Here is a 26,159-nt window from a genome sequence, read left to right as displayed (position 1 = left end):
CGGGCCCTTGTAAGGCCACATACGGCGGGGACGCGGTGTCCCCGCCGATGTTGCAGGAATTTCAATGCTGACCTACATCGTCAAACGTCTTTTGGGCATGATCCCCACGCTGCTGCTGGTAGCGGTGGTCGTGTTCCTGTTTGTGCACATGCTTCCGGGCGACCCGGCGCGGCTGGCCGCTGGCCCCGAGGCCGACCAGCAAACCGTCGAGCTCGTGCGCAAGGAACTTGGGCTGGATCTGCCCCTGCCGCAGCAGTTCGTGCGCTACTTCAGCCACATGCTGCAGGGCGACCTCGGGACCTCGCTGCGCACCAAGCGCCCTGTCTCGACCGAAATCGCCGACCGTTTCATGCCCACCTTGTGGCTCACCCTTGCGAGCATGGTGTGGTCCGTTGGCTTTGGCATGATCATCGGCATTGTGTCGGCGGTATGGCGCAATCGCTGGCCCGACCGTCTTGGCATGACGCTGGCGGTGTCCGGCATCTCGTTCCCCGCGTTCGCGTTGGGCATGATGCTGATGCAGATTTTCTCGGTGAACCTCGGCTGGCTCCCCACGGTGGGCGCCTCGACCTGGCAACACTACATTCTTCCTTCCATCACGCTGGGCGCCGCCGTGGCTGCCGTGATGGCGCGCTTCACGCGGGCATCGTTCGTGGAAGTCGTGCAGGAGGACTTCGTGCGCACGGCCCGCGCCAAGGGCCTGTCCGAGCGCCGAGTCATCATCAAGCACGCGCTGCGCAACGCGCTGATTCCCGTCGTGACCATGATGGGCCTGCAGTTCGGCTTCCTCCTGGGCGGCTCGATCGTGGTCGAGACCGTGTTCAACTGGCCGGGCCTTGGCCGCCTGCTGGTGGACGCCGTGACCCAGCGCGACTATCCGGTGATCCAGGGCCTCGTGCTGCTGTTCTCGCTGGAATTCATCCTGATCAACCTGATTGTCGACGTGCTGTATGGCGTCATCAATCCCAGCATCCGTTACAAGTGAGGCGGCCATGAGCAATACGACACCCGCCGCAACCATCGCCGCCGTTCCCAAGAACGACGTGCGCACGCCCGCCACCGAGTTCTGGCGCAAATTCAAGAAGCAGAAGCTTGCCGTCGGCGCGGGCCTCTTCGTCCTGCTGCTGGTCATCGTCGCGGTCTTCGCGCCGTGGATCGTGCCGTACGACCCTGAGAACTTCTTCGACTACGACGCGCTGAACGCCGGTCCGTCCCTCGCTCACTGGCTGGGCGTGGATTCGCTGGGCCGCGACATCTTCAGCCGCATCATCATGGGCGCGCGCATCTCGCTGGCCGCCGGCTTTCTGTCGGTCGCCATGGGCGCCATCGTCGGCACGTTCATGGGCCTGATGGCCGGCTACTACGAAGGCTGGTGGGAACGCATCACGATGCGTATCTCCGACGTGCTGCTGGCATTTCCCGGCATGCTGCTGGCCATCGGCGTGGTCGCCATCCTGGGCTCCAGCATGGTCAACGTGATCGTGGCCGTGGCCGTGTTCAGCGTGCCTGCGTTTGCCCGCCTGGTGCGCGGCAACACGCTGTCGATCAAGCAGATGACGTACGTCGAAGCCGTCAAGAGCGTGGGCGCGTCCGACTGGACGATCATCATGCGCCACATCCTGCCCGGCACGATCTCGCCGATCGTGGTGTACGGCACGATGCGGATCGGCACCTCGATCATCACTGCGGCCAGCCTGTCGTTCCTGGGCATGGGCGCTTCGCCTCCCACGCCGGAGTGGGGCGCGATGCTGAACGAAGCGCGCGCCGACATGGTCATCGCACCGCACGTCGCCATCTTCCCGGCGCTTGCCATCTTCCTGACGGTGCTGGCGTTCAACCTGCTGGGCGACGGCCTGCGCGACGCGCTCGATCCCAAGATCGACCGCAAGTAAACCTGCCGCCGGCCTGATTGCCCAGGCCGGCGTGGAGGGCGATTCTTCCGCCGCCGCCTCCGTCCGCCACGCGCTGCCCCGCGCGTGTCCCGGACCCAGGGTGGCGGCGTTTTGCATTCTGGAGCGTGGCGACACGTAGACGAACATGGACAAACAAGCGCTGGACATTCCGCGGATCGGCGTACTGCCCTCGGGCCCGCTGGACTCGATCTGCGACGTGGGCGAGATCACCGTCGGCCACTGCACCCTGGCCGATGGCCCGCTGCAGACGGGCGTGACCGTCGTGTGTCCGCATGGCGGCGATCCCTTCCTGGACAAGACGCCGGCCGCGGCCACCGTGCTGAACGGCTTTGGCAAGAGCACGGGTCTGGTTCAGGTGCAGGAATTGGGCGTGCTGGAAACGCCGATCGCGCTGACCAATACGTTCGGCGTGGGCACGGTGGCCAATGCGCAGATCCGCGCCGCGGTCGCGGCCAATCCCGGCATCGGCCGCGGCATGGCGACCGTGAATCCGCTGGTCTTCGAGTGCAACGACGGCTTTCTGAACGACATTCAGGCGATGGCGGTCCAGGAATCGCATTACGCCGACGCGCTGACCGCCGCCGGCAAGCGATTCGCGCAGGGCGCCGTTGGCGCCGGCCGGGGCATGTCCAGCTTTTCGTTCAAGGGCGGCATCGGCTCGGCCTCGCGCGTTGCGCGGATCAAGGACGGACCGCAGTACACCGTGGGCGCGCTGGTGCTTTCCAACTTTGGCCGTTTGCCCAACCTGACGGTGGCGGGCAGGCCGTTTGGCCGCCGGCTGGCGGACCAGCTTGACGGCAAGCTGGCGCAGCAAGGCGAAAACGCGGTGATCGCGCCCGAGAAGGGATCGATCATCCTGCTGGTGGCCACCGACGCGCCGCTCGATTCGCGGCAGTTGCGCCGGCTGTCGCTGCGCGCGGGCGCGGGGCTGGCGCGCACCGGCTCGGTGTTCGGCCACGGCAGCGGCGACATTGCGCTGGCGTTTTCGACGGCATACACGATTCCGCAGCTGGCCGAGTCGCCCATGCCCGCGATCGCCATGTTGCACGAGGCCCGCATCGATCCGCTCTTCGAGGCCGCCGCCGAAGCCTGCGAACAGGCGATCATTGCCGCGCTGTGGCACGCCGAAAGCGTGACCGGGCGCGACGGGAACCACCGCGATTGCATCCGCCACGCCGCGCCCGATTGGCGCCAGTGGCTGTCCGACACCGAACTCTGAACACTTTCAAGGCCCCTTTCATGAAGATCCTTATTTCCACCGATATCGAAGGCGTCGCCGGCGTCTTCCATGCCGAGCAGGTCCGTGCCGGCAACGGCGAGTACGAACGGGCCCGCGCCTGGATGACCGCCGAGGCCAACGCGGCGGTGCAGGGCGCCATCGCGGGCGGCGCCGAAGAGATTCTGGTCAACGATTCGCACGGCGGCTTTCGCAACCTGCTGCCCGATGGCCTGGACGAGCGCGCTCGCCTGGTGCTGGGCAAGCCGCGCTACCTGGGCATGATGGGCGGGCTGGAAGAGGCGTGCGACGCCGTCTTCATGATCGGCTACCACTCGCGCTCGCAAGGCCGCGGCATCCTGGCCCACACCATCAACAGCTTCGCGTTCGCGCGCGTCGTCATCAACGGCATGGAGCTGGGCGAAGCGGGCCTGTACGGCGCGCTGGCCGGCGAGTTGGGCGTGCCCGTCATCCTGGGCTCGGGCGACGACGTGTTCATCGAGGAAACCCGCGACACCTTTCCGGGCGCCGAATGGGTGCAGACCAAGGTTGCGCACGGGCAGGGCAGCGGCATCACGTTGTCGCCCGCCGCCTCGCGCCGCGCGATTGCCGCGGCTGCCGAAACCGCGGTGCGCAATTTCATGCGCGGCGGCGACAAGAAAGCCGTTCCTTTCCGCATTCCCGCGCCTATAGAATGCCGGTTGCAGACGCAGAGCTCGGCGCTCGCCGATCTGTTCTGCATGTGGCCCACGCTCGAACGCGTGGACGGCGTCACCTTGCGATTCACCACGGATAGCATGCAGTCCGCCATCCGCACGCTGAACAGCCTGGCCGCCATGTCTTTCATGTTGCGCTAAGGATCCCATCTTCCATGTCTAGCACCGACGCCCGTATTGCCCAATTGCGGCAGGCCATGACCCGCCGCGGTCTGACTGCCTACGTCGTTCCTTCCTCGGACCCGCACCTGTCCGAATACCTGCCGGCCCGCTGGCAGGGGCGGCGCTGGCTGTCGGGCTTCACGGGGTCGGTGGGCACGCTGGTGGTCACGCCAAGCTTTGCCGGCCTGTGGGTGGACAGCCGCTATTGGGTGCAGGCTGAAGCGCAGCTTGCCGGCACGGGGGTGCAACTGATGAAGATTGCGCTGGCCACGACGCCGGGCCATGTCGACTGGCTGGCCGCCAACACCGGCGCGGGCGACGTCATCGGGGTGGACGGCCAGGTGCTGGGCCTGGGCGCTTTCCGCGCCCTGTCCGCTGCCGCGGCCGCCTCTGGCGCCGTGCTGGAGATCCGCGAAGACCTGCTGGACGAGGTCTGGGCCGATCGCGCCGGGCTGCCGGACGCCAAGATCTATGAACACGTCGCGCCCGACGCGTGCGTGACCCGCGCCGACAAGCTGGCCCAGGTTCGCGACGCCATGCGCAAGCATGGCGCCGACGTGCATTTCATTTCCACGCTTGACGATATTGCCTGGCTGTTCAACCTGCGCGGCGCGGACGTGGACTACAACCCGGTCTTTGTCGGCCACGCCCTGGTCGGCCTGGACCACGCCACGCTCTTTGTGGCAGAAGGCAAGATCGATGACAGCCTGCGCGCCATTCTGGCCGCCGATGGCATCGAAGTCGCGGACTACGCCCAGGCCGCGGATGCGCTGGCCTCGCTGGAAGTGGACCAGAAGCTGCTGATCGATCCGGCCCGCGTCACCTGCGGCGTGTTCCATGCCATGGACCCGGCCGTGCCGCGCGTGGAAGCCATCAATCCGTCCACGCTGCTCAAGTCGCGCAAGACCGACGCGGAACTGGCGAACGTGCGTCAGGCGATGGCGCAGGACGGCGCCGCGCTGTGCGAATTCTTCGCCTGGTTCGAAGGCGCGCTGGGCAAAGAAACCATCACCGAACTGACTATCGACGAGCAGATCACGGCCGCCCGCGCGCGCCGTCCTGCGTACGTCTGCCCCAGCTTTGCGACCATCGCGGGCTTCAACGCCAACGGCGCCATGCCGCATTACCGCGCCACCCCGGAGTCGCATGCCACGATCGAAGGCGATGGCCTGCTGCTCATCGACTCGGGCGGCCAGTACCTGGGCGGCACCACAGACATCACGCGCGTGGTCGCGGTGGGTACGCCCAGCGCGGACCAGAAGGTCGATTTCACGCTGGTCCTCAAGGGCATGATCGCGCTGTCGCGCGCGTCGTTCCCGCGCGGCACGCCGTCGCCCATGCTCGATGCGATCGCGCGCGCGCCCATCTGGGAAGGCGGCGCGGAATACGGCCATGGCACGGGCCACGGCGTGGGCTATTTCCTGAACGTGCACGAAGGCCCGCAGGTCATTTCGTACCGCGCGATGCCCGGTCCGCACACGGCCATGGAGCCGGGCATGATCACCTCGAACGAACCGGGCATCTACCGCCCGGGCCGCTGGGGCGTGCGCATCGAGAACCTGGTCGCCAACCGCAGCTGGCTGACCTCGGAGCTGGGTGAATTCCTGTGCTTCGAGACGCTGACGATGTGCCCCATCGACACGCGCTGCATCGAGCCTTCGCTGATGCGCGAAGATGAGATCGACTGGCTGAACGACTATCACAAGACGGTGTTCGAGCGCCTGTCGCCGCTGGTCGAGGGCGAGGCGCTGGCGTGGCTGACGCTGCGCTGCGCGGCGATCTGACCTGACGGTATTGCCGGCAGGGCCGGCGCAAAAAAAAAACGGCCGCGGCGCATGACGCCACGGCCTTTTTTCATGGCGCGGCGCGCCGCCGGTTACCGCGCCGGCGCGTCCTGCTTGCGGTGAAGCAGGCGCGTGGCCGTCAGGCAACCCAGCGCCAGCAGCGCGCCGTAAGCCAGCAGCGCCAGCGCGGCGGACGCGTGCGATTGGACGGCCCAGGCCAGTTGATCCCAGGTCATGGACTTGAGCACGACGATACCCAGTCCAATGCCCAGCACCTGGGCGATCCAGAACGCCACGCTGCCCAGCGCCACGGCGCGGCCGATGCCGGAACGTTCCAGCGGGCGCGGCAGCACCTTCAGGCAGACGAGCGTGGTCAGCGCCAGCAAGACGATGGGCAGCACCCAATATCCCAGCGCATACTGGGCCCAGCCCGCTTCCAGCGTCTGCATCTGCAGATAGCCGCCCAGCATGATCGACACGCTGGACTGCCAGATCAGGATGGTCAGTCCGCTGATCCATGCCGCATGCCGGCGGGTCAGCGCTGAGCCGGCGCCCGGGACGGCCGGGGTGGTGGTCCAGGCGGCGATGCGCAGCGCCAGGCAGATACCGGCGATCTCCAGCGCCACCGTGACGACGCGGATACCCAGGTTCATGACGATGAAACGTCCGGCGACATCCAGGCCGAGGGCCGTCTGGAGCCAGGAACCTTCCTTGATCAGGCCGCTCATCAACAGGTGCTGCGCGTAGGCCATGCCGCTGGACAGGCACAGCGTGTAGAGCGCCTGCAAAGCCAGGAACGTGCCCAGCAGCCTGCCCGGCTGGTCCACGGTTGCCGCATCGCGGCGCGCAAGCCACTGGCGCGTTGCGCCCCAGGCCGCGAGTCCGACGATGAGCAGGGTCGAGACGATGTTGGCCAGCAGCGGGGCCAGCACCGGCGGCTGCGTGTAGCTTTCACGCAGTTGCTCCACATAGGGCGTCGGGCTCAGCAAGGTGTAGGCCTGCACCAGCGCGATATACGTCAGCCGCAACAGGACGGCGGCGACGGCGATGCGCCAGGCAAGGGAGGGAACGGGGCGGGAGAGGGCGGTCATCGGCGCGGGGGCGGGGATGGGAGGGCGCCGCCCGCACGGGCAGCGGTTCAAAATTAGGGAGCGACCATACCATGCGGGCGCCGCAGGGCTTGTGGCAATGGACTTGCCGAGTGCAGCCAATTGTTACCCGCACGGTGCTAGGGGAAAACCCAAACAAGTCGCGTCGCCCGGCTATAATCCAAATTTCCCGCACGCGCCCGCTCGTCCCGGGTGCTCATTACGATGACCAAATACGTATTTGTCACCGGCGGTGTGGTGTCTTCCCTGGGCAAGGGCATCGCCGCCGCGTCGCTTGCCGCCATCCTTGAGTCGCGTGGTTTGCAAGTAACCATGCTGAAGCTCGACCCCTACATCAACGTCGATCCGGGCACGATGAGCCCCTTCCAGCACGGTGAGGTGTTCGTCACGGAAGACGGCGCCGAGACCGACCTGGACCTGGGCCACTACGAGCGTTTCATTTCCGCTCGCATGCACAAGGTGAACAACTTCACCACCGGCCAGATCTACGAATCGGTGCTGCGCAAGGAGCGCCGTGGCGACTACCTGGGCAAGACCGTCCAGGTGATTCCGCACATCACGAACGAAATCCAGGACTTCATCGCCCGTGGCGCCGAAGCCGGCTGGAATGGCAACACCGACGTCGCCATCGTGGAAATCGGCGGCACGGTGGGCGACATCGAATCGCTGCCGTTCCTCGAAGCCGCCCGCCAGATGAGCCTGCGCATGGGCCGCAACAACGCGGCCTTCGTGCATCTGACGCTCGTGCCCTTCATCGCCTCCGCCGGCGAACTGAAGACCAAGCCCACGCAACACTCGGTGCAGAAGCTGCGCGAAATCGGCATCTACCCGAACGCGCTGCTGTGCCGCGCCGACCGCCGCATTCCGGACGACGAGCGCGCCAAGATCTCGTTGTTCTCCAACGTGCCCCTGGACGCGGTCATTTCCGTCTGGGACGCCGACTCCATCTATAAGATCCCGGCCATGCTGCACAAGCAGGGCGTGGACAACATCGTCTGCGAGGCGCTGGGCCTGACCCCGCCGCCGGCCGACCTGTCCATGTGGGACAACCTGGTCGAGGCGCTGGAACACCCCGAGCACCAGCTCACCATCGGCATGGTCGGCAAGTACGTCGACCTGACCGAGTCGTACAAGTCGCTGACCGAAGCCCTGGTTCACGCCGGCATCCACACGCGCTCGAAGATCAACATCGAGTACATCGACTCGGAAGACATCGAAACCCGCGGCACCGATCAGTTGAAGCACCTGGACGCCATCCTGGTTCCGGGCGGCTTCGGCAAGCGCGGCACCGAAGGCAAGATCGCCGCGATCCGCTACGCCCGCGAAAACGGCGTGCCGTACCTGGGCATCTGCCTGGGCATGCAACTGGCGGTCATCGAATTCGCGCGTCACGTCGCCGGTCTGGGCGGCGCCAACAGCACGGAATTCGATCCCTCCGCGCCGCACCCGGTGGTCGCACTCATCACCGAGTGGATGGACCGCGAAGGCAAGGTCGAAAAGCGCGACACGTCGTCCGACATGGGCGGCACCATGCGCAAGGGCGCGCAACGCGTGCCGGTCAAGCCCGGCACCCGCGCGCAGGCCATCTATGGCGACGAGGTGAACGAACGTCACCGCCATCGCTACGAGGTCAACAACGTCTACGTGCCGCGCCTCGAAGAAGCCGGCATGGTGATCAGCGCCCGCACGCCGACCGAGAACCTGCCCGAAATGATGGAACTGCCCAACCACCCGTGGTTCGTCGGCGTCCAGTTCCACCCGGAGTTCACGTCCACCCCGCGCGACGGCCACCCGCTGTTCTCCAGCTACATCCGCGCCGCCATCGAGCAGAAGGCTCGCCGCGGCCAGGAGGCCTGATGCGTGTCCGCGGTCCTGAGTTCCGTAAGCGGATCCTCGGGGCCGCGGGCCGATTCCCCAGCGCCGCCCTATACGGCGGCGCTTCTTTCGGATACAACCGATTAGCATCGGATATGCGTCGCCCGTGCGCCTTGCGCGACACTGGCGGCGGCGCCGTATCCGGCGTCAGACCGAAACCAACGCAACTGCTCTGAAGGAACCCCATGAGTGCCTATCTGATCGCCGACGTCAAAGTGACCAAGCCCGCGCAGTACGAGGACTACAAGCGTCTGTCCACGCTCGCCATGCGCGCGTACGATGCCAAGATCCTGGTGCGCGGCGGCGAATCGAAGCACCTCGAGGGGCGTGAACCCGGCCGCACCGTCGTCATGGAATTTCCGTCCATGGCCGCGGCGCAGGCGTTCTACGATTCCTGGCAGTACCGCCGTGCCCGCAATGCCCGCGAAGGCGCGGCCGTCATGAATATGTTTATCGTTCAGGGAATGTAAAGTCATGAGTGCAATCGTCGACATCATCGGCCGCGAGATTCTGGATTCGCGCGGCAACCCCACCGTGGAATGCGATGTGCTGCTGGAATCCGGCGCCATGGGCCGTGCGGCCGTGCCGTCGGGCGCATCCACCGGCGCCCGCGAAGCCATCGAGCTGCGCGACGGCGACAAGGGCCGTTATCTGGGCAAGGGCGTGCTGCGCGCCGTTGAAAACCTCAACACCGAAATCTCCGAAGCCCTGATGGGCCTCGATGCGCAGGAACAGACGTTCGTCGATCGCACGCTGATCGAACTGGACGGCACCGAATCCAAGGAGCGCCTGGGCGCCAACGCCATCCTGGCCGCCAGCATGGCCGTGGCCCGCGCCGCCGCCGACGAGTCGGGCCTGTCCCTGTACCGCTATTTCGGCGGCAGCGGCCCGATGAGCATGCCCGTCCCGATGATGAACGTCATCAACGGCGGCGCGCACGCCAACAACACGCTGGACCTGCAGGAACTGATGATTCTGCCGGTGGGCGCGGGCAGCTTCCGCGAAGCCCTGCGTTGGGGCGCCGAGGTCTTTCACATGCTCAAGAAGCTGATCCACAGCCAGGGCATGTCGACCGCCGTGGGCGACGAGGGCGGTTTCGCGCCCAACGTGCCCAGCCATGAAGCCGCCATCCAGCTCATCCTCAAGGCCATCACCGAAGCCGGCTACGAGCCGGGCACGCAGATCGCCCTGGGCCTGGACTGCGCCAGCTCCGAGTTCTACCGCGACGGCAAGTACACGCTGGCCGGCGAAGGCGGCATCTCGCTGTCCTCGCAAGAATTCACGAACCTCCTGGCCACGTGGTGCGATAAGTACCCGATCATCTCGATCGAAGACGGCATGGCCGAAAACGACTGGGAAGGCTGGAAGCTCCTGACCGACCAGCTCGGCAAGAAGGTCCAGCTGGTGGGCGACGACCTGTTCGTCACCAACACCAAGATCCTGCGTGAAGGCATCCAGAAGGGCGTTGCCAACTCGATCCTCATCAAGATCAACCAGATCGGCACGCTGACGGAAACGTTTGCCGCCATCGAAATGGCCAAGCGCGCCGGCTACACCGCCGTCGTCTCGCACCGCTCGGGCGAAACCGAAGACTCGACCATTGCCGACATCGCCGTGGCGACCAACGCCATGCAGATCAAGACCGGCTCGCTGTCGCGCTCGGATCGCATGGCCAAGTACAACCAGCTGCTGCGCATCGAAGAAGAGCTGGCTGAAGTCGCGTCGTATCCCGGCCTGGAAGCTTTCTACAACCTGCGTTGATAAAAAGCGCGGCCCAGGCGTGTTGCCCGGGCCGCATCCACGCCACGACAGTTGAGGTTCCCGCGTATGCGCCTGTTGTTCCTGGTGCTGTTCGTGCTGCTAGGCCTGATCCAATACCCGCTGTGGCTGGGTAAGGGCGGCTGGTTCAAGGTCTGGGATCTGCAACGCCAGGTGGCTGAGCAGCGCGAGACCAACGAAGGCCTGCGCGCGCGCAATGCCGCCCTCGAGGCGGAAGTGCGCGATCTGGAAGGCGGATCGGGGGCTATCGAGGAACGGGCGCGCGGTGAACTGGGCATGATGCGCGACGGCGAAGTATTCGTGCACATCCTGCCCCAGAACACCCAGCCTCCTGCGGGCGCCTCGCTTTCCGCCGAGGCGCCGCCCAAGCCTGCCACCACTGGCACGCCCGCACGGGCAAACGCGCCCGCCACCCGGCCGGCCTCTGCAGCAACCACACCCCGGCCCGCGGCGGCAACGCCAGCCAGGCCCGCCGCTACCAGCGCCAACCATTCCAATTCGACCGCCCGGCAGTGATGCCCGGCGGTTTTTTGACCTTGCCAGCGGCGGCCCGGCTTATCCAGGGCCGCAACGCATCTGGCGGCACGGTCCATACACCACGCCTTCAGGGTGGGGGCGCCTGCGCGCCCAGTCCACCGGATGCGTGTGCATTTCCTGCTCCAGCTCCACCACGATCGGCAACACGCCCTTGGCCAGCGCGTGCCCGGCGTAGCTGCCGTCCTGCCGGCCCAGCACCGCCAGCAGCGCCCGCGACGGCGGCAGCAGCGGTTTGTGCAGGTAGGTCAGACGCAGCCTGAGCGTGTTGGCCAGGAAGATGTCCTGGCCGCCAGGGCGTGGCGGGCGGCGGGCGTGTTGCAGGTCCTGGTAGCCGTTGTCGATGGCGCGCAAGCCGGGCGCGGCGGCCACCTGCAAGCCCGCGTGCCCGTGCTCGCGGAACGACTGGTCGTCCGGCAGCAGCACTTCGATGCGCCAGGGCTCAACGCCGGTCAACGCCTTCAGATTGGCCATCGCGTTGTCCAGGCGCCGCCGCGCGCCAGGCTGGCCCTCGGCATGCGCGTGCAACGGCAGCAACGCCCGCAGAAAGGCTGCTCGCATGCGGGCCGGGTCGCCGTGGCCCGTGGCGCCGGCGCGCGCTGCTTCTGTCAGCGCCAGATGGGCCATCTGGCGCGCGCCTTGCCACTGGACGGCTTCGATGCACAGCAGACCCAGCAGCAGCACCGCGGCGCCCGCCACGGCGAATTCAAGGGCGGCCGCGCCATGCTGTCGGCGGATGGCGCGAAATGCGGCAGGAAAAATAAAGGCGGTCATGGCTGCGCAGTGTGGCGCGCCCATGACCGCCCGTCGATGAGGAGAATCCGGTGTGACGAAAACATCCCGGCGGGCTTGCCGCCGGGGGGACATCAATGCACGGTGGGAGGTTCGTCTCCGGCTGCCGGCTGGTTCGCCGAGAAAAGCGCCGCGCAGTCGACGGTGTCGAACTTGTAGGGCTTGCCGCAGAAGTCGCAGGCCACGTCGACCTGACCACGTTCTTCCAGGATGCTGTTGACCTCTGCTTCGCCCAGCGAACGCAGCATGTTGGCCACGCGCTCGCGCGTGCACGGACAGTGCCAGCTGACGGGCTGCGGGTCGAAGGCGATGAGCGTTTCTTCCCAGAACAGGCGGTGGATCAGCGTGTCGATGTCAGTGGCCAGGATTTCGTCACGCTTGAGCGTGCCGGCCAGGGCATTGATGCGCTCCCAGGTCTCGGCAGCCACCTGTTCGGTCAGGGCGCGGTCGGTTTCTCCGCCACCATGATGCGGCAGGCGTTGCAGCAGCATGCCGGCGGCGTGATCGGCGTCGGCCGACAGCCACAGACGCGTGTCGAGCTGTTCGGAGGCCTTCATGTAGTGTTGCAGCGCCTCGGCGACCGTGTCGCCTTCGAGCGGCACGATGCCTTGGTAGGCCTGCTGGCCGGGCAGCTTGCGCTGCGGGTCCAGCACCACGATGAAGCGCCCGTTGCCGCCAGGATTCAACAGGCTTTGCATGTCGCCGGCGCTAGGCACCTCGTGGCCTTCGCGCATCTTGACGGTGGCGCGCAGGCTCAGGTCCGAGCGGCATTCCACCACCAGCAGGGCGATGGGGCCATCGCCCTGGATCTGGAGCACCAGCGAGCCATCGAACTTGATGTTGGCGGCGAGCAGGGTGGATGCCGCCACCAGTTCACCCAACAGGTCGGTGATGGCGGGCGGGTAGTCGTGGTTGGCCTGGACGGCCTTCCAGGTGTCAGACAGGCGCACCGCTTGGACGCGGACGCTGCGGTCTTCGGTGAGGTATTTCTTGAGCTGATCGGTCATAGCGGAATGTTAGCCGATCGCGGTGGGGTATTCCCCCTGCTGGCAGCAGGGGTTGGGACGCTTGCCGAGGCTGCCAGGACAGCCCTCGGGGGAGCCGTCAGCCGATCCGTTTCAGGGCGGTCTTGTACTGTTGGCCGCGCGCCACGTAATGGGCGGTGTTCTTGTGCATGTTGGCAATTTCGTCGGCGGAAAGCTCCCGCACGATCTTGCCGATGCCGATGACCAGCGAATTGTCCGGGATGACGCGGTCTTCGGGGATGATCGCGCCCGCGCCGATCAGGCAGTTGCGGCCAATGACGGCATTGTTCAGCACGATGGCCTGCATGCCGACCAGCGCGCCTTCATGGATGGTGCAGCCGTGCAGCATGGCCTGGTGACCGACCGTGACGTTCGGGCCGATGGTCATGGGACAGCCTTCGTCGACATGCAGGACGCTGGATTCCTGGATGTTGGTGCCTTCGCGGATCAGGATGGCGTCGTTGTCGGCGCGGATGGATACATGCGACCAGATGCTGACGCCGGCTTCCAGCGTGACGTTGCCGATGAGATCCGCGCTGTCGGCCACGTAGGCTTGCGGGTCGATGCGGGGGATCAGGTCGTTGAGTTGGTAAATGGCCATGCTATGTCTCCGTTTGTCGCGCGGGGGCGGCGACGGGCACGCCAGCGTCGGTTTGGGGCGCGTGGGCCAGCGCGCGTTCTTCTTCGCGCTGCCGCAGGATGCGCCGCTGAATCTTGCCCGTGGTGGTCATGGGCAGTTCGTCCACGTATTCGATTTCCTTTGGGTACTCGTACGGCGCCAGGCGCTCGCGCACGTGCTCCTGCAGGTTCTCGGTGATTTCGCTGTGGTCCCGCTGGGCAAATTCCGGCGTCAGCACCACGTAGGCCTTGACCAGCGCGCCGCGCTCGGCATCCGGCTTGGGCACGACCGCCGCGTTGGCCACGGCAGGATGGCCGATCAGGCAGCTTTCGATCTCGCCCGGACCGATCCGGTATCCGGCCGACTTGAACACGTCGTCGGCGCGGCCGGCGTACCAGAGGTAGCCGTCCTCGTCGATGGTGGCGAGGTCGCCCGTCAGGCACCAGTCGCCCTTGAACTTGGCCTGCGTGGCCGCCTCGTTGCGCCAGTAGCCAAGGAACATCACCGGGTCGGGAAAGCCGTGGATGTCGAGCCGGTTCACGGCGATTTCGCCGGTTCCGCCCGGAGGAACCGGCACGCCGTCGCTGTCCAGCACCGCGACGTTGTGGCCCGGATACGGGCGGCCCATGGAACCGGGTTTGGCGGGCCAGCGCTTGTTGCTGTTGCCCACCACGTAGTTCATCTCGGTCTGGCCGAACATCTCGTTCGGCGTGACGCCCAGGGCCGTGCGGCACCATTCGAACACCGTATCGCCCACGCTTTCCCCGGCGCTCATGATGGAACGCAGGGCCAACTGGTAGCGTTGGCGGGGCTCGGGCACCGCCTTCATCATCATCTTCAGGGCGGTGGGGAACAGGAACGTGTTGGTGACCTGGTAGCGTTCCAGGAGCTCGAAGGCGCGCTCGACCGAGAAACGCCCGCGGGTGCCGACGATGGGATGGCCGAAGTACAGGGTGGGCAGCAGCGCGTCCATCATGCCGCCGGTCCAGGCCCAGTCCGCGGGCGACCAGAACACATCCGCGGGTTTGGGGAACCAGTCCTGCGAGGCGACGAAGCCCGGCAGGTTGCCGATCAGCACGCTGTGGGGCAGCAGGGCGCCCTTGGGCGCGCCGGTGGTGCCGGAGGTATAGAGCAGGATGGCCGGATCCGACGAGCGGGTCTGGACGGCCTTGAATTCGTTGGGCTGGCGGGCCAGCAGGCTGCGCCACGGCAGCACGCGTTCGTCGGCGAAACCGATGCCGATGACCTGTTGCAGGGCGGGGCAGTTTTCAGTGACGGCCAGCAGATTGGCGCTGGAGGCGTGGTCGACGATGGCAACGCGCGCTTCGGCATCGCACAGGCGGCTTTGCAGCGCCTCGGGGCCAAAGAGCGCGGACAGGGGCAGGACCACCGCGCCCACGCTGTAGATGGCCATGTGGGCGACCACGGTCTCAGGGCGTTGTCCCAAAACCACACCGACCCGGTCGCCCCGGCCAACGCCCATTTTCACCAGGCCGTTGGCCAGCTGATTGGCGGCTTCCGCCAGACGGGCGAAGGTCCAGACCTCGCGGTTGCCGGACTCATCTTCGTAGTAGATGGCAATGCGCCGCGCATCCGGACTACTGGATGCCCAGCGGTGGCAGCACGCTTCCGCGATGTTGAACTGGGTGGGCACCAGCCAGCGGAATGTTTGGTAGAGCGCCTGATATTGGTCGTTCATGGCCCTATGTTGTGAGCATGTTGCAGCGTGAACGGGCCATGACGCCCGCTAACCAGTTGCAAGCATGACCTAGAGGGGCTTGAACTGCAATATCCGCGTTGCGTAACGGGGACGCATAAGGGTTATCACGGGTATTTGCCCTGGCGGCGCAGGGCGGAAGGCAGGGCCGGCAAGGTCAGCGACCGGGGCGGGCGGTTGGCCGGGTCGCGCTGGCGTTCGGCCTGCAACACCGCCCAGTCCAGGAGCTGGAGCTGCCCGTCGTGCGTTTCGGCCAGCGCCGTGAGGCTTTCCACCCAGTCGCCGTCATTGCAATACAGAATGCCGCCGACGTCGCGCAGTTCGGCCTTGTGGATATGGCCGCAGACCACGCCGTCCAGGCCGCGGCGCCGCGCCTCGCCGGCCAAAGCCTCCTCGAAGTCGGTGATGAACGACACCGCGTTCTTGACCTTGTGTTTCAAGTATTGGGACAGCGACCAGTAATGCAGGCCCAGCCGGTGGCGCAGGCGGTTGAAGTGGTGGTTGATCCAGAGAGCAAGCTGGTAGAGCCCGTCGCCCAGGTGCGCCAGCCAGCGGCTGTGCTGGATGACGCCGTCGAACTGGTCCCCGTGCAGCACGAGCAGCCGCAGCCCCTTGGCCGTGACATGCACGTCCTCGTCCAGGACCTCGATGTCGCCGAAGGCGAAACCCGCGAACTCCCGGGCGAACTCGTCATGGTTGCCGGGGATGAACACCACGCGGGTGCCGTTGCGGGCCTTGCGCAGGATGCGCTGGATCACGTCGTTGTGCGCACGAGGCCAATGCCAGTGCTTGCGCAACTGCCAGCCGTCGACGATGTCGCCGACCAGATAGAGGGTGTCCGAATCGTTGTGATCCAGGAAATCGAGCAGGAATTCCGCCTTGCACCCGGCAGTGCCCAGGTGAATATCGGAAATCCAGAGGGCGCGCCAATGCGCGGGTTGGATTTCGTTCACGGTCGCTTCCCTGTGGGCAGTGGTCATGCTTGAGCATGAGACCACCTCGCGATGACGTGTGCGTGACGGATCCGTGACGCGGTTGTGACGGCGCGCGCGGGCAGGGGCCGCGCGCCGCCGCGCGGGCGGATCAGGACTGTTCGGTGCCCTTCTTGCCCTTCAGACGCTTCCAGGCCGCGCCGCCCAGCGCGGCCGCGGCCAGGATGCCCACCTTGGCAAACTTGGCCAGGAACGCCGCGATTACCGCGAACAGCCCCAGCTTCTTGGCGGCCACGCCCGCCACGAGGGCCGCCAGGCCGTACTCGGCAACCTTGTCGCTCGAGGCGTCGAAATCGGCGTAGCGCTTGCCTTGCACGTAATGCAGGTTGTCCAGCAGAGCCAGCACCGCTGCCTTGTCCGTGGGCACCTTGTTCTTCTCTGTGATCAGATCCAGCGTGATGTAGCCGTCGCGGCCCAGCGCATAGGTGTTGTAGTTGACCGTGCCGTCTTCGTCGGCGGCCGCGCCCTTGTGCTTGGCAGCCACCGACCAGACCAGGCGTTGGTTGTTGCTGTCGTACTTGGGCGTCTCCACCCAGCCGTCCACCGTCAGTTCGGGAAAGCCGCGCTTCTTGCGTTCCTCGTTGGACGCCTCGGTGCCTTCACGCAGGCTGTCCAGCAACTCGCCGACGTTCCAGTTCCGGGCGTCGTCGTCCTTGATATAGCCCGCCTTGTCGAAGTTGATGGTGACGACCCAGTCCTCATCGTCGCTCTTGGGCATCACGACACCCAGCAGCGAGGGATCCTTGCCATTGCCGTAGGCCTGCATAAGTCGCTCGGCTTGCGGGCGGGGCACGAAAAACATGTTCTGGGGCAGCTTCAGGGTTGCCTGATCGCCAAGCGTTACGTCGTCAGGACCTTGCCGGGCCGCGGCAAAGGCGGCTTTGGATGCCGCTTCGATCTCCTGCTGGGCCGATGCGTTCTGGGCGGACGCGCCTGCGTGCAGGAACAACAGCGCGCTGGCGAAGGCCAGCGACAGGCGGGAAAGGATTGCGCGCATGGTGATGATGAAGCCGTAAATTAATTGGGGCCTCATTGTCCCGGCGTGCGGCTGTCATCTTTCTGAACAGGGGCGCTTAATGGTTTGCGCCTTGGTCCGCATCAAACCGGGTTGGCGCCAGCATGCCGGCGCACCCGCGGCGCGGTTCAGCGGGCCTTTTTGCCCTTGGCCTGCGGCGCATTGCGCAGGCGCGTGCCCAGGATCCGGTCGTGCAGGAACTGGCCGTCGGGATCCAGCCAGGACCAGATGAAGATGGCAAAGGGGGCGGCGACGATGAACATGTCCACCGATGGCCATCCCGTGGCCAGCGCCGCCGCCCAGACCACCGCGGCGCCCGCCAGCACCAGCGGCCAGGCAAGGATGTAGCGCAGGATCAGCAGGCCGGTCGACGGGGTGTTGCCGTGGCGATCCACCAGCCGTATGTTCCACGTCTTCATGGGCAGCGTCTGCCCGCGGCGGCGCCAGCACAGCACGAAATAGGCACCGATCGCCACGAACAGCCACGCTTGGCGCGCGGCCCGCAATTCCAGCGCGTTGCGGCTCTGGGTGAGCGTGTCCAGCAGGTAGCCCGCCAGAAACACGACGCCGAACAGCAGCACGGCTTCGTACATCATGCAGGCAAACCGGCGCAGCCGGTTCGGAGTCTGGTCGAGGGTGGCGTCATTCATGGACCGGTATTATCCATAAATTGTTGACCCCACGCCGGGGGTGATGCCCCCACGCTGCGCACGCGGTGCGTGCTTGCTGCCCCCCGCGGGGGCTGCCCCGCCTTCGGGCGGCCGGGCGGCGGGGCGGCTCGTTGTGGCCCCCACACTGCGCACGCGATGCGTGCTTGTTCCCCCCTGCGGGGGCTGCCCCGCCTTCGGGCGGCCGGGCGGCGGGGCAGCGCCGATTCATTCCGGTTTGCGCGCAAAAAAAAACCCGCCGTTGAGGGCGGGTCTATAAAAGGGGCTATGCAGCCCCCAAGGGGAAAATCGTTGGGCCAGCGGCCCAGGCCTTGCTCAGGCAGCGGAATGCGCGTTCTTGGCGCTCGTCTTGCCAGCCAGGGCCTTGATGCCGTGGGCCAGCTTGCGCAGGCCTGCAGCCAACGCCCGCATCGGATGCGGGCGGAATTGTTCTTCGATAGCCTGGAGCATCAGTTGACGCTCGAGTTCGTCGGTCAGGCGAATGGTGTTGTTCGGGTTGATCACTATAGCCTCCACGGGCTTGCACAGTTGTTTGCTACTAGGGATAACCCGGATTATAGGGGTTTACCCTGAAACTATGCAAGTGGCCGATGCAGGCTGGTGCAACTTGGCAACACCTTGGTGCTGATGATGCCCCAAAACCGCGCGACGGGGCACCATAAGCAAAGATAGGCGCGCCATGTTGCGGCGCTTTTACAACGTGCTCAGGCGTCGCGGTAGCCGGCGGCAACCAGTTCAAAGCCGAACAGGCGGCAGTCCAGCGCGCCGTTGTGCAGCGGGATGCGCCGCTTGGGCTTCAGGCGCATCTGATTGGGCAGCGTCAGGTCGCTGGTGATGACATGCAGCTGCCAGCCCGCGAAATTACGCTTCAGGCAACTGGCCCAATCGCGCCACAGGTCCGCGTCCTGTTCCGCGCCCATGCGCTCGCCGTAGGGCGGATTGGTGACGATCCAGCCGTGGTCGGCGGGCGCCGTCACCTCGCGCGCATCACCCACTTCAAAGCGGATCGAATCGGCCGTCAGCCAGGCGCGCTCGGCGTTGTTGCGGGCGTACTCGATGGCCAGGGGGTTCAGGTCGTATCCGACCAGCGGCGCATCGAGCTGGGGCAGGATGCGGGCGCGGGCGTCGTCCTTCAGGTCGCGCCAGCGGTAGGCATCGTGGTCGCGCAGGCGCTCGAATCCGAACGGGCGGGAAATGCCCGGGGGCACGCCCAGGGCAATCCAGGCCGCTTCGATCAGAATGGTGCCGGAGCCGCAGAAGGGGTCCAGCAGCGGCGCGGCCGGATCCCAGCCCGCCAGCGCCAGCATGCCCGCCGCCAGGTTTTCGCGCAGCGGGGCCTCGCCCTTGTCCAGGCGCCAGCCGCGCTTGAACAGGGATTCGCCCGACGTGTCCAGATACAGCGTCGCCGTGTGGCCCGTCAGAAAGAGGTGCACGCGCGCATCCGGGCGCACCGTATCGATGCTGGGGCGCTCGCCTTCGAGCTCGCGCAGGCGGTCGCAGATGCCGTCCTTGGCGCGCAGATTGCAATACTGCAGGCTTTGCACCGGACTCTTGATGGCCGACGTGTCCACGCGCAGCGTCTGTTCGGCGCCGAACCAGCGCTCCCAGGGGGTGTCGCGGGCCAGATCCAGGATGTCGTCTTCGTGCGAAATCTCGGCATGGGCCACTTGCACCAGAATGCGGGTCGCCAGCCGCGAATACAGGTTGGCGCGCTGGATGCCCGACCAATCGGACGTGAACGAACAGCCCGCCCGGCCGGCCTTGGCGTCTTCGTAGCCAAGCGCCTGCATTTCGGCGGTCAGCGCTTCTTCCAGGCCTTGCGGGCAGGGCGCGAACACGGTGAAGGTTTCCGCCTGGCGCGGTTCGCGCGGGCGGCGGCTGCGGACGTCGACGCGGGGCGCGGCGGGCTCGCGCCGGGCTTGCGGCTCATGCGCGAAATCGGATTCGTCCGCAAAGCCGGTGTCGTGCGCGCTGTCGGGTTCGGGCGCGAATTCGGGGGCGGGGCCGTCGTCCTCGAACGGGTCGTAGAAGCGGCCGGCCGGCGTGGCTGGCGCGATGTATTGGTCGTCCAGGCGCGGCGCGCGCTGCGGCGTGCGTCCGGCGCGAGGCGCGGGCGCGTCGTCGCGGCGGCTGTCGTTCGCGCGGCCGCGGTCGGCGGCGCCGCGGCGAGGCGCGGAACGGTCGGCCGGGCCGCGATCATATTGACCGCGTTCCGACTGCTCCGTTCGAGACGACGGACCGCGGGCAGGCGCATTGCGGCCACCGGCGGAGGATTTGCGGGCGCCGCGCGCCTCATCTTCCTGACGCCGCTGGTAGCCAGCGGGATCCTTCTGGCGTTCGGTGTTTTCGCGGGTGCGCTCGATCTGCGCCACCAGACGCGCGCGGGCGCCGGTGCGGGTGCGCTTGCCCGCGCCTTCGGCTTGGGCGTCGCGGGCCGTTTTCTTGATCGTCAGCGTCTTGCGCGGGCGGTCCTGTTCATCAGAGGACATACGAATCCTGGCGAATGTGCAAAGGTAGGGGTATCAGAAGGGTTTGACGACGACCAGCGCCACCACCACCAAGAGCAGCAAGACGGGAACTTCGTTGAACCAGCGATAGAACTTGTGCGAACGGGTGTTCTTGCCCTGTTCGAATTTGCGCAGCATGAGGCCACAGGCGTGATGGTAGCCGATGACGAGCAGCACGAAAAAGAGCTTGGCGTGCATCCAGCCATTGCCGGGGCCCACGCCGATACGGTAACCCACGTAAAGCCACATCCCGAAAATGATGGCCACGACCGCCAGAATGGTGGTGAAGCGGTACAGCCGGCGCGCCATGCCGAGCAGCGTCGTCTGCACGGCGGGATCCGACTGCTGGGCCAGGTTCACAAAGATGCGCGGCAGATAGAACAGGCCGGCAAACCAGGAGGCGATGAAGACGATGTGAAAGGTCTTGACCCAGAGCATGGCCATGGCGCGATCCAGTTGAGGAAAGCCGCATTGTATGCGCGCCGGTGGCCGATACCCGTGGCCGCCCAATCTGACACCCGCGTGCGCACGGCGTCAGATTGGGCGGCTGCGTCTGGGGGCTGGCACCCCTTAGATCACATAGAGGTCCATGTACTCATGGACCGGCATCGACTCCAGGGTTGTCTGCGCCAGCGACGCGTCCAGGATGCGCTGCTGCTGGCGCGGCGGGAATATGCGGGCCAGATTGGTACGGAACTTGGCTTCCAGCAGCGGGATGCCGTCGGCGCGGCGGCGCTTGTGGCCGATGGGGTATTCGCAGACGATCTCATCGAGCGCCGTGCCATCGTTGAACTGCACGGTCAGCGCATTGGCGATCGAGCGCTTGGCGGGGTTGTGATAGTCGCTGGTGAAGGCCGGATCCTCGACGCAGACTATCTTGGCGCGCAGCGCGTCGATACGCGGATCCTGCGCGATCTCGTCTTCGTAATCGCTTGCCGTCAGGCGCCCGAACAGCAGCGGCACGGCCACCATGTACTGGATGCAGTGGTCGCGGTCGGCGGGATTGTTCAGCGGACCCTTCTTGTCGATGATGCGGATGCACGCCTCGTGCGTGCGTATCCGGATCTGCTTGATGTCGTCGGTTGTCTTGCCCAGCGACTTGAGCAGGCCGTGGATCTGCATGGCGCATTCGACGGCGGTCTGCGCATGGAATTCGGCTGGAAACGAAATCTTGAACAGCACGTTTTCCATCACGTAGCTGCCGTAGGGCCGCTGGAACTTGAACGGCTGGCCCTTGAAGAGCACGTCGTAAAAGCCCCAGGTCTTGGCGGTCAGCACCGAGGGATACCCCATTTCGCCGGTGCGGGCGATCAGCGCCAGGCGCACCGCGCGGCTGGTGGCATCGCCCGCGGCCCAGCTTTTGCGGCTGCCGGTGTTGGGGGCGTGGCGGTAGGTGCGCAGGCTTTGGCCGTCGACCCAGGCGAGCGACACGGCGTTGATGACTTCGTCGCGGGACAGGCCAAGCATTTGCGCCACGACCGCCGTGGAGGCCACCTTGACCAGCACGACGTGGTCCAGGCCCACCTTGTTGAAGGAGTTCTCCAGGGCGATGCAGCCCTGGATCTCGTGCGCCTTGATCATGCCGGTCAGCACGTCGCGCATCGTGAGCGGGGGCTTGCCCGACGCGACCGCCGTGCGCGAAAGCCAGTCGGCCGTGGCGAGGATGCCGCCCAGGTTGTCCGACGGGTGGCCCCATTCGGCCGCGAGCCACGTGTCGTTGAAGTCCAGCCAGCGGATCATGGCGCCGATGTTGAATGCGGCCTGGACGGGGTCGAGCTGGAATTGCGTGCCGGGCACCTTGGCGCCCTGGGGCACCACGGTGCCCGGCACGACCGGGCCCAGCAGTTTGCGGCACGCTGGATACTCCAGCGCTTCCAGGCCGCAGCCCAGGGTGTCGATCAGGCAGTTGCGTGCCGTCTCGTAGGCCAGTTCGCTGCGGACTTCAAAATTCAGAACGTAGTCCGCGATATCGGCCAGGACCTGGTCGGGCTCGGGACGTACGTTCGAGATCGGGGCAGACATAGCAGTACCTCTTCGGAAAAGTGAATACAGGTGGCCATGCCGCGCCCTCGATCGCGTCTTACTTGCGCTTGTCGATGGGCACGAACTTCTGGTCTTCCGGGCCCACGTAGTTGGCGGTGGGGCGGATGATCTTGTTGTCGATGCGCTGCTCGATGATGTGGGCCGACCAGCCCGCGGTGCGCGCAATGACGAACAGCGGGGTGAACATGGCGGTGGGCACGCCCATCATGTGATAGCTGACGGCCGAGAACCAGTCCAGGTTGGGGAACATCTTCTTGACGTCCCACATGACGGTTTCCAGGCGCTCGGCGATGTCGAACATCTTGGTCGTGCCGGCCTTCTTGGACAGCTTCTTGGCGACGTCCTTGATGACCTTGTTGCGCGGGTCGGAGACCGTGTAGACCGGATGGCCAAAACCGATGATGACTTCCTTGGCTTCCACGCGGCGGCGGATGTCGGCCTCGGCTTCTTCCGGGGTTTCGTAGCGCTTCTGCACTTCGAACGCCACTTCGTTGGCGCCGCCGTGCTTGGGGCCGCGCAAGGCGCCGATGGCGCCCGAGATGGCCGAGAACATGTCCGAACCCGTGCCGGCGATGACGCGGGCCGTGAACGTGGAGGCGTTGAATTCGTGCTCGGCGTACAGGTTCAGCGAAATGTGCATCGCCTTGACCCATTCGTCGCTGGGCTTTTCGCCATGCAGCAGATGCAGGAAGTGGCCGCCGATGCTGTCGTCGTCCGTCTGCACGTCGATCACGCGGCCGTTGTGGCTGTAGTGGTACCAGTAGAGCAGGGCCGAGCCCAGGTTGGCCATCAGGCGGTCGGCGATGTCGCGTGCGCCCGGGGTGTTGTGGTCGTCCTTTTCAGGCAGCACGCAGCCCAGCACCGACACGGCCGTGCGCATCACGTCCATCGGGTGGCTGGCGGCGGGCAGGGCTTCCAGGGCGACCTGCAATTGCGCGGGCAGGCCGCGCAGGCTGCGCAGCTTTTCCTTGTAGGCCTTCAGCTCGGCCTTGTTGGGCAGCTTGCCATGGACCAGCAGGTGAGCAATCTCCTCGAACTCGCTGGTATCGGCGATGTCCAGGATGTCATAGCCGCGATAGTGCAGGTCGTTGCCGCTGCGGCCGACGGTGCACAGGGCGGTGTTGCCCGCGACCACGCCGGACAGCGCAACCGACTTCTTGGGCTTGAAACCGGCCTTTTCTTCCGGCTTGGCGTCCGATTTGGCTTCTTGCTTCTTGGGAGCCGTGCTCATGTCTCTACTCCTTTCCTTACGCGATGGAAGATGCAATGGGTGGCGGACGGCGCCGCGGGGTTGCCGCGGCGGCGCCTGGACGTTGCGGGATTACGCCTTGCCCTTCTGGAAGAGCGCATCCAGTCTGGATTCGAACTCGTGATAGCCGATGCGATCGTACAGTTCCTCGCGGGTCTGCATCAGGTCGACCACGTTCTTCTGGTGGCCGTCGCGGCGGATCGCGGTGTAGACGGCCTCGGCGGCCTTGTTCATGGCGCGGAAGGCCGACAGCGGGTACAGCACCATGCCCACGCCGACGCTCTTCAGTTCTTCGACCGAGAAGAGCGGCGTCTTGCCGAATTCGGTGATGTTGGCCAGCACCGGCACCTTGACGGCCTTCACGAAGCGGTCGTAGGTGGGCAGGTCGTAGGCGGCTTCGGCGAAGATCGCGTCGGCCCCGGCTTCCACGCAGGCCAGCGCGCGCTCGATGGCGGCGTCCACGCCGTGCGAGGCAATCGCGTCGGTGCGGGCAATCAGGTAGAAGTCGCTGTCGGTGCGCGCGTCGGCGGCGGCCTTCACGCGGTCGGCCATTTCCTCGGTCGTGACGATTTCCTTGCCCGGGCGGTGGCCGCAGCGCTTGGCGCCCACCTGGTCCTCGATGTGGCAGGCGGCCGCGCCGAACTTGATCAGGCTCTTGACCGTGCGGGCGATGTTGAACGCCGACGGGCCGAAGCCGGTGTCGATGTCCACCAGCAGCGGCACATCGCACACGTCGGTGATGCGGCGCACGTCGGTCAGGACGTCATCCATCGTGTTGATGCCCAGGTCCGGCAGGCCCAGCGATCCGGCCGCGACGCCGCCGCCGGACAGGTAGATGGCGCGATAGCCGGCGCGCTTGGCCAGGAGGGCATGGTTGGCGTTGATGGCGCCGATGATCTGCAGGGGATTTTCTTCGGCGAGCGCGCGGCGAAAGAGGGCGCCGGGCGAGTCGGGTCTGGACATGGTTGTCTCCTGTTCTTGGTAGCCCACGACGTTATCGCGGGTCCGAAAAATAAATCTGTCCCCTGCGCGACAATCCCGCGGCGCGTACCTTTGCGGCTTGGCAAAGAGACAGGTGTATTTCCCGGTGCTGCCTGCATGGCGGGCCGCGCGTGGCGGACCCGCCTAAGGTTTGGGCCCGCATGAACGGGCCCAAACCTTTACTGCGCGCTGCTTACTTCAGCAGGTCCTTGACGCCGTCGCGCTCTTCGAGGAGCTCTTTCAGCGTGAAGTCCAGGCGCTCACGCGAGAAGGCGTCGATTTCCAGGCCTTCGACGCGCTTGTATTCGCCGTTTTCGGTCGTGACCGGCACGCCGTAGATGATGCCTTCGGGGATGCCGTAAGAGCCGTCCGACGGGATGCCCATCGTGACCCACTTGCCGTTGCTGCCCAGGACCCAGTCACGGACGTGGTCGATGGCGGCGTTGGCGGCCGAAGCGGCCGAGGACAGGCCACGGGCTTCGATGATGGCGGCGCCGCGCTTGCCCACGGTGGGGATGAACGTGTCGCGGTTCCAGGCGTCGTCGTTGATGAGCTTGGACAGCGATTCGCCGCCGACGGTGGCGAAGCGGTAGTCGGGGTACATCGTGGGCGAGTGGTTGCCCCAGACGATCAGATTTTCGATGTCGGCCACGGCCTTGCCCGACTTGGCGGCCAGTTGCGACAGCGCGCGGTTGTGGTCCAGGCGCAGCATGGCGGTGAAGTTCTTGGCGGGCAGGTCCGGCGCCGACTTCATGGCGATGTAGGCGTTGGTGTTGGCGGGGTTGCCCACGACCAGCACCTTGACGTTGCGGCTGGCGACGTCGTTCAGGGCCTTGCCCTGCGCCGTGAAGATCTGCGCGTTGACGGACAGCAGGTCCTTGCGCTCCATGCCCGGGCCGCGGGGGCGGGCGCCCACCAGCAGGGCCACGTCGGCGTCCTTGAAGGCGGTGCGCGGATCGCTGTGCGCGGTCACTTCCTGCAGCAGCGGGAAGGCGCAGTCATCCAGTTCCATGATGACGCCCTTCAGGGCCTTTTGCGCTTTCTCGTCGGGGATTTCCAGCAGTTGCAGGATGACGGGTTGATCTTTACCCAGCATTTCGCCCGAGGCGATGCGGAATAGCAGTGCGTAACCGATTTGGCCGGCGGCGCCGGTGACGGCGACACGCAAGGCAGGCTTGGACATGAACGTTCTCCGTAATGGTTTGGCGAGAAAGAAATCTCACCAATCAGTGTAATCGTTGGGCGCGGAAATTCAGGCGGCCAAGAGGGCCGCCGCGCGTCGCGCGGGCAGCTTTGAATCCTAGATCGAATTAACGTAAGCGTCAATCGCTCTTCTATCTTATATAAGACATAAGACGTTGGACAGCTCGCCTCCCGATATGCCACAATAGAGCGTTTATTCGAATGCGCCGCGGCCCCGCTCGGCCGTGCGTCTGCATCAAGCCTGAAGACCGGCGGCAGCA

24 protein-coding genes are annotated in these 26,159 nt (G+C 65.9%); 9 read left to right on the top strand and 15 right to left on the bottom strand.

What is annotated here, in order from left to right:
- The first annotated feature begins 64 nt into the window (after positions 1 to 64).
- The 5 genes from gsiC to HV786_RS22260 all read left to right on the top strand — a co-directional run bounded on the left by gsiC (position 65) and on the right by HV786_RS22260 (position 5,791).
- Positions 65 to 985 carry a glutathione ABC transporter permease GsiC gene (gsiC, locus tag HV786_RS22280; RefSeq protein WP_056322028.1) on the top strand — a complete coding sequence of 307 codons (921 nt, stop codon included), beginning with the start codon at positions 65 to 67 and terminating at the stop codon, positions 983 to 985.
- Between the two features lie 7 nt (positions 986 to 992).
- Positions 993 to 1,892 carry a glutathione ABC transporter permease GsiD gene (gsiD, locus tag HV786_RS22275; RefSeq protein WP_056322031.1) on the top strand — a complete coding sequence of 300 codons (900 nt, stop codon included), beginning with the start codon at positions 993 to 995 and terminating at the stop codon, positions 1,890 to 1,892.
- Between the two features lie 145 nt (positions 1,893 to 2,037).
- Complete coding sequence (locus tag HV786_RS22270) at positions 2,038 to 3,132, top strand: DmpA family aminopeptidase (protein WP_175211877.1); 1,095 nt, start codon at positions 2,038 to 2,040, stop codon at positions 3,130 to 3,132.
- Between the two features lie 20 nt (positions 3,133 to 3,152).
- Entirely contained in the window at positions 3,153 to 3,986 is an 834-nt protein-coding gene (locus tag HV786_RS22265) for a M55 family metallopeptidase (protein ID WP_128828361.1), read from the top strand.
- 14 nt (positions 3,987 to 4,000) lie between these two features.
- Complete coding sequence (locus tag HV786_RS22260; protein ID WP_128827690.1) at positions 4,001 to 5,791, top strand: aminopeptidase P family protein; 1,791 nt, start codon at positions 4,001 to 4,003, stop codon at positions 5,789 to 5,791.
- 92 nt (positions 5,792 to 5,883) lie between these two features.
- Here HV786_RS22260 and HV786_RS22255 read toward each other — a convergent pair whose 3' ends face one another.
- A complete protein-coding gene (locus HV786_RS22255) occupies positions 5,884 to 6,882 on the bottom strand; it encodes a hypothetical protein (RefSeq protein ID WP_128827691.1) in 999 nt (332 codons plus the stop codon).
- A 222-nt stretch (positions 6,883 to 7,104) separates the two neighbouring features.
- Here HV786_RS22255 and HV786_RS22250 point away from each other — a divergent pair, with 222 nt between their 5' ends.
- The 4 genes from HV786_RS22250 (at position 7,105) to ftsB (ending at position 11,070) form a co-directional block, all read left to right on the top strand.
- A complete protein-coding gene (locus HV786_RS22250) occupies positions 7,105 to 8,757 on the top strand; it encodes a CTP synthase (RefSeq protein ID WP_128827692.1) in 1,653 nt (550 codons plus the stop codon).
- Positions 8,758 to 8,960: 203 nt separating this feature from the next.
- Positions 8,961 to 9,245 carry a DUF1330 domain-containing protein gene (locus HV786_RS22245; protein ID WP_056322046.1) on the top strand — a complete coding sequence of 95 codons (285 nt, stop codon included), beginning with the start codon at positions 8,961 to 8,963 and terminating at the stop codon, positions 9,243 to 9,245.
- Between the two features lie 4 nt (positions 9,246 to 9,249).
- A complete protein-coding gene (eno, locus tag HV786_RS22240; protein ID WP_062838541.1) occupies positions 9,250 to 10,536 on the top strand; it encodes a phosphopyruvate hydratase in 1,287 nt (428 codons plus the stop codon).
- 66 nt (positions 10,537 to 10,602) lie between these two features.
- A complete protein-coding gene (ftsB, locus tag HV786_RS22235) occupies positions 10,603 to 11,070 on the top strand; it encodes a cell division protein FtsB (RefSeq protein ID WP_142050246.1) in 468 nt (155 codons plus the stop codon).
- A 39-nt stretch (positions 11,071 to 11,109) separates the two neighbouring features.
- On the opposite strand, the gene HV786_RS22230 is transcribed toward ftsB, so the two are convergent.
- The 14 genes from HV786_RS22230 to HV786_RS22165 form a co-directional block, all read right to left on the bottom strand.
- Entirely contained in the window at positions 11,110 to 11,862 is a 753-nt protein-coding gene (locus HV786_RS22230; protein ID WP_175211876.1) for a pilus assembly protein, read from the bottom strand.
- A 92-nt stretch (positions 11,863 to 11,954) separates the two neighbouring features.
- Positions 11,955 to 12,887, bottom strand: coding sequence for an Hsp33 family molecular chaperone HslO (gene hslO, locus HV786_RS22225; protein WP_056322057.1), 933 nt, complete (start codon positions 12,885 to 12,887; stop codon positions 11,955 to 11,957).
- A 97-nt stretch (positions 12,888 to 12,984) separates the two neighbouring features.
- Positions 12,985 to 13,506, bottom strand: a complete 522-nt coding sequence (locus HV786_RS22220; protein ID WP_056322060.1) for a gamma carbonic anhydrase family protein — start codon at positions 13,504 to 13,506, stop codon at positions 12,985 to 12,987.
- Between the two features lies 1 nt (position 13,507).
- Positions 13,508 to 15,223, bottom strand: a complete 1,716-nt coding sequence (locus HV786_RS22215; RefSeq protein WP_128827693.1) for an acetate--CoA ligase — start codon at positions 15,221 to 15,223, stop codon at positions 13,508 to 13,510.
- 125 nt (positions 15,224 to 15,348) lie between these two features.
- Positions 15,349 to 16,221, bottom strand: coding sequence for a UDP-2,3-diacylglucosamine diphosphatase (locus HV786_RS22210; protein ID WP_128827694.1), 873 nt, complete (start codon positions 16,219 to 16,221; stop codon positions 15,349 to 15,351).
- Positions 16,222 to 16,324: 103 nt separating this feature from the next.
- Positions 16,325 to 17,230, bottom strand: a complete 906-nt coding sequence (locus tag HV786_RS22205) for a DUF2167 domain-containing protein (protein WP_128827695.1) — start codon at positions 17,228 to 17,230, stop codon at positions 16,325 to 16,327.
- Between the two features lie 146 nt (positions 17,231 to 17,376).
- Entirely contained in the window at positions 17,377 to 17,898 is a 522-nt protein-coding gene (locus tag HV786_RS22200) for an RDD family protein (protein ID WP_128827696.1), read from the bottom strand.
- A gap of 333 nt (positions 17,899 to 18,231) precedes the next feature.
- Complete coding sequence (locus tag HV786_RS22195) at positions 18,232 to 18,420, bottom strand: hypothetical protein (RefSeq protein WP_008161862.1); 189 nt, start codon at positions 18,418 to 18,420, stop codon at positions 18,232 to 18,234.
- A gap of 200 nt (positions 18,421 to 18,620) precedes the next feature.
- Complete coding sequence (locus HV786_RS22190) at positions 18,621 to 20,405, bottom strand: THUMP domain-containing protein (protein WP_175211875.1); 1,785 nt, start codon at positions 20,403 to 20,405, stop codon at positions 18,621 to 18,623.
- A gap of 33 nt (positions 20,406 to 20,438) precedes the next feature.
- Positions 20,439 to 20,867, bottom strand: a complete 429-nt coding sequence (locus HV786_RS22185; protein ID WP_172802131.1) for a CopD family protein — start codon at positions 20,865 to 20,867, stop codon at positions 20,439 to 20,441.
- A gap of 126 nt (positions 20,868 to 20,993) precedes the next feature.
- Positions 20,994 to 22,445 (bottom strand): bifunctional 2-methylcitrate dehydratase/aconitate hydratase, encoded by a 1,452-nt coding sequence (locus tag HV786_RS22180; RefSeq protein ID WP_128827698.1) that lies wholly within the window; start codon positions 22,443 to 22,445, stop codon positions 20,994 to 20,996.
- Between the two features lie 58 nt (positions 22,446 to 22,503).
- Entirely contained in the window at positions 22,504 to 23,697 is a 1,194-nt protein-coding gene (gene prpC, locus HV786_RS22175; RefSeq protein WP_128827699.1) for a bifunctional 2-methylcitrate synthase/citrate synthase, read from the bottom strand.
- Positions 23,698 to 23,787: 90 nt separating this feature from the next.
- Positions 23,788 to 24,678, bottom strand: a complete 891-nt coding sequence (prpB, locus tag HV786_RS22170) for a methylisocitrate lyase (protein WP_056322077.1) — start codon at positions 24,676 to 24,678, stop codon at positions 23,788 to 23,790.
- A 211-nt stretch (positions 24,679 to 24,889) separates the two neighbouring features.
- Positions 24,890 to 25,879 (bottom strand): malate dehydrogenase, encoded by a 990-nt coding sequence (locus tag HV786_RS22165; protein WP_056322080.1) that lies wholly within the window; start codon positions 25,877 to 25,879, stop codon positions 24,890 to 24,892.
- Between the last annotated feature and the right edge of the window lie 280 nt (positions 25,880 to 26,159).

Source organism: Achromobacter mucicolens, from assembly GCF_902859725.1.
GTDB classification, from domain to species: Bacteria; Pseudomonadota; Gammaproteobacteria; order Burkholderiales; family Burkholderiaceae_B; genus Achromobacter; species Achromobacter mucicolens.
The sequence above is the reverse complement of the archived record's forward strand: the minus strand, read 5'-3'. Positions and strand labels throughout refer to the sequence as shown.

Excerpts from the sequence above, each read along its gene's own strand:
- gsiC (WP_056322028.1), top strand. The coding sequence starts at position 65 with ATGCTGACCTACATCGTCAAACGTCTTTTGGGCATGATCCCCACGCTG.
- gsiD (WP_056322031.1), top strand. The coding sequence starts at position 993 with ATGAGCAATACGACACCCGCCGCAACCATCGCCGCCGTTCCCAAGAAC.
- HV786_RS22270 (WP_175211877.1), top strand. The coding sequence starts at position 2,038 with ATGGACAAACAAGCGCTGGACATTCCGCGGATCGGCGTACTGCCCTCG.
- HV786_RS22265 (WP_128828361.1), top strand. The coding sequence starts at position 3,153 with ATGAAGATCCTTATTTCCACCGATATCGAAGGCGTCGCCGGCGTCTTC.
- HV786_RS22260 (WP_128827690.1), top strand. The coding sequence starts at position 4,001 with ATGTCTAGCACCGACGCCCGTATTGCCCAATTGCGGCAGGCCATGACC.
- HV786_RS22255 (WP_128827691.1), bottom strand. The coding sequence starts at position 6,882 with ATGACCGCCCTCTCCCGCCCCGTTCCCTCCCTTGCCTGGCGCATCGCC.
- HV786_RS22250 (WP_128827692.1), top strand. The coding sequence starts at position 7,105 with ATGACCAAATACGTATTTGTCACCGGCGGTGTGGTGTCTTCCCTGGGC.
- HV786_RS22245 (WP_056322046.1), top strand. The coding sequence starts at position 8,961 with ATGAGTGCCTATCTGATCGCCGACGTCAAAGTGACCAAGCCCGCGCAG.
- eno (WP_062838541.1), top strand. The coding sequence starts at position 9,250 with ATGAGTGCAATCGTCGACATCATCGGCCGCGAGATTCTGGATTCGCGC.
- ftsB (WP_142050246.1), top strand. The coding sequence starts at position 10,603 with ATGCGCCTGTTGTTCCTGGTGCTGTTCGTGCTGCTAGGCCTGATCCAA.
- HV786_RS22230 (WP_175211876.1), bottom strand. The coding sequence starts at position 11,862 with ATGACCGCCTTTATTTTTCCTGCCGCATTTCGCGCCATCCGCCGACAG.
- hslO (WP_056322057.1), bottom strand. The coding sequence starts at position 12,887 with ATGACCGATCAGCTCAAGAAATACCTCACCGAAGACCGCAGCGTCCGC.
- HV786_RS22220 (WP_056322060.1), bottom strand. The coding sequence starts at position 13,506 with ATGGCCATTTACCAACTCAACGACCTGATCCCCCGCATCGACCCGCAA.
- HV786_RS22215 (WP_128827693.1), bottom strand. The coding sequence starts at position 15,223 with ATGAACGACCAATATCAGGCGCTCTACCAAACATTCCGCTGGCTGGTG.
- HV786_RS22210 (WP_128827694.1), bottom strand. The coding sequence starts at position 16,221 with ATGACCACTGCCCACAGGGAAGCGACCGTGAACGAAATCCAACCCGCG.
- HV786_RS22205 (WP_128827695.1), bottom strand. The coding sequence starts at position 17,230 with ATGCGCGCAATCCTTTCCCGCCTGTCGCTGGCCTTCGCCAGCGCGCTG.
- HV786_RS22200 (WP_128827696.1), bottom strand. The coding sequence starts at position 17,898 with ATGAATGACGCCACCCTCGACCAGACTCCGAACCGGCTGCGCCGGTTT.
- HV786_RS22190 (WP_175211875.1), bottom strand. The coding sequence starts at position 20,405 with ATGTCCTCTGATGAACAGGACCGCCCGCGCAAGACGCTGACGATCAAG.
- HV786_RS22185 (WP_172802131.1), bottom strand. The coding sequence starts at position 20,867 with ATGGCCATGCTCTGGGTCAAGACCTTTCACATCGTCTTCATCGCCTCC.
- HV786_RS22180 (WP_128827698.1), bottom strand. The coding sequence starts at position 22,445 with ATGTCTGCCCCGATCTCGAACGTACGTCCCGAGCCCGACCAGGTCCTG.
- prpC (WP_128827699.1), bottom strand. The coding sequence starts at position 23,697 with ATGAGCACGGCTCCCAAGAAGCAAGAAGCCAAATCGGACGCCAAGCCG.
- prpB (WP_056322077.1), bottom strand. The coding sequence starts at position 24,678 with ATGTCCAGACCCGACTCGCCCGGCGCCCTCTTTCGCCGCGCGCTCGCC.
- HV786_RS22165 (WP_056322080.1), bottom strand. The coding sequence starts at position 25,879 with ATGTCCAAGCCTGCCTTGCGTGTCGCCGTCACCGGCGCCGCCGGCCAA.